This window comes from Nesterenkonia sp. F, assembly GCF_000220985.1.
Taxonomy (GTDB): Bacteria; Actinomycetota; Actinomycetes; order Actinomycetales; family Micrococcaceae; genus Nesterenkonia.
Genome location: NZ_AFRW01000048.1, coordinates 1 through 7,013 on the forward strand (window position 1 = coordinate 1; position 7,013 = coordinate 7,013).

The following is a 7,013-nucleotide window of genomic DNA, read 5'->3' on the forward strand; positions in this document are numbered from 1 at the left end:
CACGTCGATCGGTCTGCACGCTCACGACGTCGACGAGCTGTTGCCCTGCGGTCGGCTCTGGAACACATGGCCCTGGACTCCGGATCGCGCAAGCACCGGAGTCGTCTGGTGGCCGAGCTGCGGGCCGCCGTCGCCGAGATGGAAAGCGCCGTCGACGACGGCGACCCTGCGGCGTTCACCCGTGCTGACATGCAGTTCCACAGTGCCTTCCTCCGGTCCTCCGAGCTGCGCCGGATCCACGACGTCTGGAGCCAGTACCAGCGCACGATCGAGAACCTGCTGCTCGTGGCGAACCTCGACCACACCGACCTGAAGCCGGCGAAGATCCGCCATGAGCAGCTGGCCACCATGATCGAGGCCGGCAACGACGCCGCCGCCCTCGCCGAACTCGAAGACCACCTCGATGCCTCCCGACGCAGAGTCCGTCGCGACTATGCCGGTGAACCCGATGACGGGAACGCCGACGACTCGTCGACGACCTGCTGACGTCACCGTTCCCAGAAAGGACACACCATGCACCGCATCTCGAACACACCGATCCGCGCCCTCGCCGTCAGCGCGGCAGGGCTCCTCGCCCTCACCGGCTGCGCCGACCGGCAGGGCGACGACGAGACGGCCGACTTCCCGTCCGAGGACATCACCGTCGTCGTGCCCTACGACGCCGGCGGCGCCTCGGACCTCGCCGCCCGGACCCTCGTCGGCGAGCTCGAGGACGAGCTCGACGCATCGATCGTCGTGGAGAACCGCAGCGGCGGCGCCGGCTCCGTCGGGCTCGACCATCTCGCCGGGCAGGACGCCGACGGATACACGCTGGGCTACCTGCCCGTGGAGACGGTGATGCTCGGCCACCAGGGCTATGACATCGATCCGTCCGACTACGAGCCGCTCGGCCAGATCGTCTCGGTGCCGGCGACGATCGCCGTCCCCGCCGACAGCGAGTACGAGACTCTGGAGGATCTGCTCGCCGCCGCCGAGGACGAGGAGCTCTCCGTGGCGAACTCCGGCACCGGCTCGATCTGGCACGCCGCGACCAGCGCGCTGAACGAGGAGGCCGGCACCCAGCTGGACCCCGTGCCCTTCGACGGCGGCGCCCCCGCGGTCACCGCGGCGGTCGGCGGCCAGGTCGACGCCGTCGTCGCCGGGGTCTCGGAGACCGCCACCGCGGCCGAGGACGATCAGCTGCGCGTGCTGGCGGTGCTCGACGACGAGCGCGCCGACGCCATGTCGGACGTGCCGACCGCCGAGGAGCAGGGCTACGACGTCAGCATCGGCGGCTGGGGAGCCATCGGGGCTCCCGAGGGGCTGCCCGACGACGTGCGGGAGGCTCTCGTCGACGCGATCAGCTCCGCCGCCGACAGCGAGGAGTTCGTCGAGACCATCGAGAGCTCCGGCAACATCGCGGTGAACGTCGGACCCGAGGAGTTCCAGTCCTTCTACGAGGAGGAGAACGCCCGCTTCGAGTCCCTGTTCTCGGAGTGAGCAGCGATCAGCGATGAGGACTGACATGACAGCGACCTCCGAATCGGCCGACGGGACCGACGACGCCGGCTCCCGACGTGCGGCAGCCGCCGGCACGCCGTCGCCGGGACGCGGCCTGCTCGCTCCGGCGGCGGGGCTGCTGGCCGGGGCCGGCGTCGTCGCCCTGGCCGGAACCATCGAGATCCCGGACATCGACGGACAGTTCAGTCCTCGATGGTGGCCCCAGCTCTCCGGAGCAGCAGTGATGCTCTTCTCCCTCGCGGCCGGCGCCCGAGCGCTGATCGTCGGCGCCGACGAGGCGCCCGCCGCACCCGAGCGCGGCGGGGTCCGTCGGATCCTGCTGGCGCTGGGTGCGGTGCTGATCTACGGCGCCCTCTGGCAGTTCTTCGACTTCCGCCTGGTCACCGTCCTCCTCGTCGCCGCCCTCGTGGCGATCGGGGGCGGTCGCGGCTGGTCCGGACTCGTCGTCTTCCCGGTGATCACCACGACGGTGCTGTGGCTGCTGTTCAGCGTCCTGCTGAGGGTGCCGGTATGAGCGCGGTGGCAGAGGGACTGGGCGCCCTGGCCGACCCCACGGTCCTGCTGTGCATCCTGGTCGGCGCTCTGGCGGGCATGCTGGTGGGCGCGTTCCCCGGGATCACGGCGACGATGTCGGTGGCTCTGGCCAGCGCCTTCACGCTGACCATGGACCCGATCCCGGGACTCGCCGTGCTGCTGACGATCTACGTCGCGGCCAACTTCGGCGATCGCGTGCCCGCCATCCTGGTCAACACCCCGGGCACGCCGGCCTCGATCTCCACGACGTTCGACGGCTATCCGATGGCGAAGCAGGGCAAGGCCGGCATCGCGTTGACGACGTCGGCGTTCAGCGCGGCCTTCGGGACCTTCGGCGGCCTGCTGGTGCTGATCTTCGCCGCCATCCCGCTGTCACGGATGGCGCTGAACTTCGGTCCGGCCGAGATGTTCGCCCTGGTCGTCTTCGGCCTGACCATGGTCGTGGGCGTCTCGGGCAGCAACCTGCTGAAGGGGCTGGCGGCCGCGGCGTTCGGGCTGGTGCTCTCCACCGTGGGCCGGGATCCCATCACCGGGGCCGAGCGCATGACCTTCGGGGTGCTGGAGCTCTCCGACGGGCTGCCGTTCATCGCCGTGATCATCGGACTCTTCGGCATCGCCGACGTGTTCGACCAGATGCTGACCCACCACGCGGGGACGGCGACGGCGATCAAGAACCTCGGTCGCTGGATGCCGAACCGATCCGAGCGGCGACGGATGCGGAAGCCGGCGCTGATCGGCACCGGCATCGGAGCCGTGGTCGGCGCCCTGCCGGCCGCCGGCGGCGACATCGCCGGGATCACGTCGTGGTCGGCCTCCCGACGCCTGTCGAAGACCCCCGAGGAGTACGGCCGCGGCTCTGTGGAGGGGCTGACCGCCGGCGACAGCGCCTCCAACGCCACACTGGGTCCGTCGGTGAGCACCACGCTCGCCCTCGGCGTGCCGGGAGATTCGGTGATGGCGGTGGTGATCGGATCGCTGGTCATCTGGGGCTTCAACCCCGGCCCGGGACTCTTCGCCTCCCAGCCGGACCTCGTCTACACCATCGCCGGCATCATGGCGCTCGCGACGGTGCTGACGCTGGTCCTGAGCCTGCTGCGCATGCGAGGCGTCTCCAAGCTCCTCGAGCTGCCGCCGCACTACCTCTGGACCGTGGTCATCGTCTTCTGCCTGGTGGGCACCTTCGCGGTGAACAACAGCGTGGTCGACGTGGCCGTGATGCTCGTCGCCGGCGTCGTCGGACTCTTCATGCGACGCCTCGGGTTCCCCGCCGCCCCGGTGGTGCTGGGCCTGATCCTCGGCGAGCTCGCCGAGGCCAACCTGCGGCGCGCCCTGGAGATCGGCGGCGTCTCCGAGATCCTGACCAGCCCGATCGCGCTGGCCTTCCTCGTCGTCGCCGTGGCGTCGGTGACCCTTCCGCCGGCGCTGCGTCGCCTGCGGCGGAGCCGACGCCGGGATCGCCGGCCCGTCTCCTGACCCTCGACGCGAGCTGCGCCGTCCGGGGGATGCCCCGCGCCGACGCTGCACTCACCTTCGTACTGCACCTCACCCCTGAGAAAGGACATACCCCCTCATGACCCGTCCGATCGTCATCTCCGCGACGCCGACTCTGTTCTCCGAGGACCTCTCGGTCGATCCGGCCGCGATCCGCGACCACCTGAGCTGGCTGCGAGACTCCGGCGTCGACGCCATCTTCTCCGCCGGGACGACGGGGGAGTTCACCACGCTCTCGGACGAGGAGCGGTTCGAGGTGCTCGACGTCTCCCTGGAGGTCTTCGGACCGTCCCGGACCTATTTCCACGTGGGCGCCCCCTCGGCGCACCAGGCGGCCGCACTGGCCCGCTCCGCCCGGTCGCGCGGTGCCGAGCTGCTGGCCGCCGTCACTCCCTACTACCACCCGGCGCCGGAGGAGGCGGTCCTGGACTACTACGAGCAGGTGGTCGCCGCGGCCGACGGCGCGGACGTCTTCGCCTACCTGTTCGAGGCCCGGACGACGACGCCCTCGGAGCCTGCGGTGCTGGCGAGGCTCGCCGCGCGTGGTGTCGCCGGAGTGAAGATCAGCGGAGAGTCCGACGAGCGCGTCGACGCGTTCCTGCGCGAGCGTCCGGAGGGCTTCACCGTCTACTCCGGCAACGACGTCTCCTTCGAGTGGTTCAGCACCGCCGGCGGCGACGGGATCGTCTCCGGCGTCTCCTCGGTCTACCCCGAGCCGTTCATCCGCGTGCGGGATGCCCTCCGTGCCGGGGACGCGGAGGCTCTCCGGTCGGCTCAGCGTGACGTCGAGCGGGCCGTGGCCGCGGTCAATGCGGGGAGCCTGACCCACCTGAAGGCGGGCGTCTCCGCCCGCGGCTTCGCCGCCGGCCCGGTGCGTTCGGCGGTCGCGGCGGCGCCGGAGGACGACCGCCGACGGATCGCCGACCTCGTCGCCGAGGTCGTGCCCGCCTGACCCTGTCGACGTCCACCGGCGACGGTCGTCCTACGGCCGTCGCCCCTGAGGGAAGGACCATGCTGTGCGCAAGATCATCAATGACCCCGACGACTTCGTCGACGAGGTGCTCGACGGCATCTACCACGCCCACGCCGAGCGGCTGCGGCCCGCCGACGCCGAGGGGCGGGCCATGGTGCGCGCCGACGCGCCGCAGGAGGGCCGGGTCAGCATCATCACCGGCGGCGGTTCCGGCCATCTGCCGCTGTTCCTCGGCTACGTGGGCCGGGGGCTGTGTTCGGGAGCGGCCATCGGCAACGTCTTCTCCTCACCCTCGGCGAGCCAGGTCCACCGGGCCGCCCGGGAGTCGGAGGGCGGGGCCGGATGCCTCTTCCTCTACGGGAACTACGGCGGCGACGTCTACAACTTCGACCTCGCCGCCGACCTGCTCGCCGCCGAGGGCATCCCCACGCGGACCGTGATCGGCGTCGACGACATCCTCTCGGCGGCGCCCGAGCATCGCGAGACCCGCCGGGGGATCGCCGGACTCGTGCTGGCCTATAAGATCGCAGGGGCCGCCGCCGAGCAGGGGTGGACGCTGGACGAGGTCGCCCGTGCGGCCCAGAAGGCCGTCGACGGGATGCGCACCCTGGGCGTCGGCCTCGCGCCGACGATCCTGCCGGCCGCCGGCGAGCCCACGTTCGAGCTGGGCGCCGGGGAGATGGAGATCGGCGTGGGCATCCACGGGGAGCAGGGCACCCACCGCGGTCCGCTGGAGTCGGCGGACCGGATCGCCGACCGATTCCTGGCCGAGCTTCAGGCCGAGGTCGATCTGAGCCGGGGGAGTCGGGTGGCGATGCTGGTCAACGGACTCGGCGCCACGCCGGCCGAGGAGCTCTACGTGCTCTATCGCCGGCTCGCCCGCCTCCTGGAGGAGCGCGGCGTGAGCATCGTGCACCGGCATGTGGGCGAATACGTGACGAGCCTGGAGATGGCCGGAGCCTCGGTCACCGTGCTGCCGCTGGACGAGGAGCTGGAGGCCCTGATGGCCGCACCCGCCGACTCCCCGTTCTACCGCGCGGGCTCGACGGGCGAGACGGCCTGGCAGCGCACGCCCGACCGCGGCGAGGGCGTCGGCACCGACGTGGTGCGCACCGGGTCTCCGAGCCGGATGCGGCAGCTGCTGGCGTCCGTCATGCCGGCGATGCTCGCCCACGAGGAGGAGCTGCGGGAGCTGGACGCCGCCGTCGGCGACGGCGACCTGGGGCTGACCGTCACCGCCGGAGCCCGGGCGGTGGTCCAGGCGGTGGAGGAGCTGCCGGCCGACGCCCAGGACCGCGACGTCCTGCGCGTCGCCGCCCGGGTCTTCGCCGAGGCCAACCCCTCGACCTTCGCCGCGCTGACCGGGGCCGGGGCGCTCGCCGCGGCCGAGGCCCTGGGCGACCGACGGATCGAGGAGGCCGGACGCGAGGCCCTCGCGGCGTTCGTCGACCGTGTGGCCGCCCGGGGAGGCGCCGTCGTCGGCGACAAGACCGTCCTGGACGTGCTCGCGCCGCTGGTGGACGAACCGCAGGGCGCGTCGACGGCGCGACTGGCCGAGCGGGCGCGGCAGCTGCTCGAGGAGTCCGACGCCTGGGAGAACCGGCGAGGACGGGCCGCCTGGCAGGGTGCCCGGACGCAGGGTCATCGTGATCCGGGCAGCGCGGCCGCCGTGCACTTCCTCGAGGAGCTGGCCGCCGTTCAGGAGGGTCCGGCATGACGCTGCTGGTCATGGGGTCGGTCAATCAGGATCTGACGATCCGTGTTCCGGAGTTCCCCCGCCCGGGCGAGACGCTCACCGCGTCGACGCTGGAGACCTCAGTGGGCGGCAAGAGCGCGAACCAGGCGGTGGCGGCGTCCCTGGTCGGGGCGACCTCCTGCCTGGTGGCCCGGTCCGGACCCGACGCCGCCGGCGAGCAGGCGGTCCGTGTGCTGGAGGAGGCCGGAGTGCGTTCCGACGGGGTCTCCTGCGGCTCGGAGCCGACGGGGACCGCGTTCATCAGCGTGCGCGACGACGGCGAGAACACCATCGTGGTGCTCCCGGGGGCGAACGCGCAGCTGCGGGCGGAGGACTGCTCCGCGGAGCTGCTGGCCGATGCGAGCTGGCTGCTGCTGAGCATGGAGGTCCCACAGGAGACCGTCCGCGAGGCGGCCGCTCGGGCGCGCGCCGCCGGAGTGCCCGTCGCGCTGAACGCCTCGCCGCTGTCCGGGGAGCCGGTGGACCTGCGCGACGTCGACATGGTGGTGGTCAACGACGGCGAGGCCGCCCGGCTGCTCGGCCGCGCGCCGTCGGAGGTCGCCGACGTCGCGGCCGCCCTGGGCGTGGGGACGGCGGTGATCACCCACGGCGGCGACGGTGCCACCGTCCACCGGGCCGACGCGTCTCCGATCCGCATCCCCGGAGTGCCGGTCGATGCGGTGGACACCACCGGCTGCGGCGACGCCTTCGCCGGGGCCCTGCTGGGGCGCCTGACGTGCGGGGATGCGCCGGCCGAAGCGGGGGAGATCGCCGCCCGCT

The 7,013-nt window shown here is 72.3% G+C and carries 7 protein-coding genes; all 7 read left to right on the forward strand.

Annotated elements, in window-relative coordinates:
* Positions 1-45 precede the first annotated feature (45 nt).
* Positions 46-486: an FCD domain-containing protein gene (locus tag GU5_RS15810; protein ID WP_255348836.1), complete on the forward strand. Its 441-nt coding sequence runs from the start codon at positions 46-48 to the stop codon at positions 484-486.
* 27 nt (positions 487-513) lie between these two features.
* Positions 514-1,479 carry a tripartite tricarboxylate transporter substrate binding protein gene (locus GU5_RS0104070; RefSeq protein ID WP_010524304.1) on the forward strand — a complete coding sequence of 322 codons (966 nt, stop codon included), beginning with the start codon at positions 514-516 and terminating at the stop codon, positions 1,477-1,479.
* Between the two features lie 25 nt (positions 1,480-1,504).
* Positions 1,505-2,014, forward strand: coding sequence for a tripartite tricarboxylate transporter TctB family protein (locus GU5_RS0104075; RefSeq protein ID WP_010524305.1), 510 nt, complete (start codon positions 1,505-1,507; stop codon positions 2,012-2,014).
* Positions 2,011-3,507 (forward strand): tripartite tricarboxylate transporter permease, encoded by a 1,497-nt coding sequence (locus GU5_RS0104080; RefSeq protein ID WP_010524306.1) that lies wholly within the window; start codon positions 2,011-2,013, stop codon positions 3,505-3,507. The genes GU5_RS0104075 and GU5_RS0104080 overlap by 4 nt, the downstream gene beginning before the upstream one ends.
* A 97-nt stretch (positions 3,508-3,604) precedes the next feature.
* Positions 3,605-4,477, forward strand: coding sequence for a dihydrodipicolinate synthase family protein (locus GU5_RS0104085; protein ID WP_010524307.1), 873 nt, complete (start codon positions 3,605-3,607; stop codon positions 4,475-4,477).
* A gap of 64 nt (positions 4,478-4,541) precedes the next feature.
* On the forward strand, positions 4,542-6,215 hold the full coding sequence (locus GU5_RS0104090; protein ID WP_010524308.1) for a dihydroxyacetone kinase family protein: 1,674 nt from the start codon (positions 4,542-4,544) through the stop codon (positions 6,213-6,215).
* The coding region (locus GU5_RS0104095) for a ribokinase (RefSeq protein WP_010524309.1) at positions 6,212-7,013 on the forward strand (802 nt) is incomplete at its 3' end. The genes GU5_RS0104090 and GU5_RS0104095, both read left to right, overlap by 4 nt.

What these genes read in the sequence shown, in the direction of transcription:
- GU5_RS0104070 (WP_010524304.1), top strand. Translation starts at nt 514, where the DNA reads ATGCACCGCATCTCGAACACACCGATCCGCGCCCTCGCCGTCAGCGCG.
- GU5_RS0104075 (WP_010524305.1), top strand. Translation starts at nt 1,505, where the DNA reads ATGACAGCGACCTCCGAATCGGCCGACGGGACCGACGACGCCGGCTCC.
- GU5_RS0104080 (WP_010524306.1), top strand. Translation starts at nt 2,011, where the DNA reads ATGAGCGCGGTGGCAGAGGGACTGGGCGCCCTGGCCGACCCCACGGTC.
- GU5_RS0104085 (WP_010524307.1), top strand. Translation starts at nt 3,605, where the DNA reads ATGACCCGTCCGATCGTCATCTCCGCGACGCCGACTCTGTTCTCCGAG.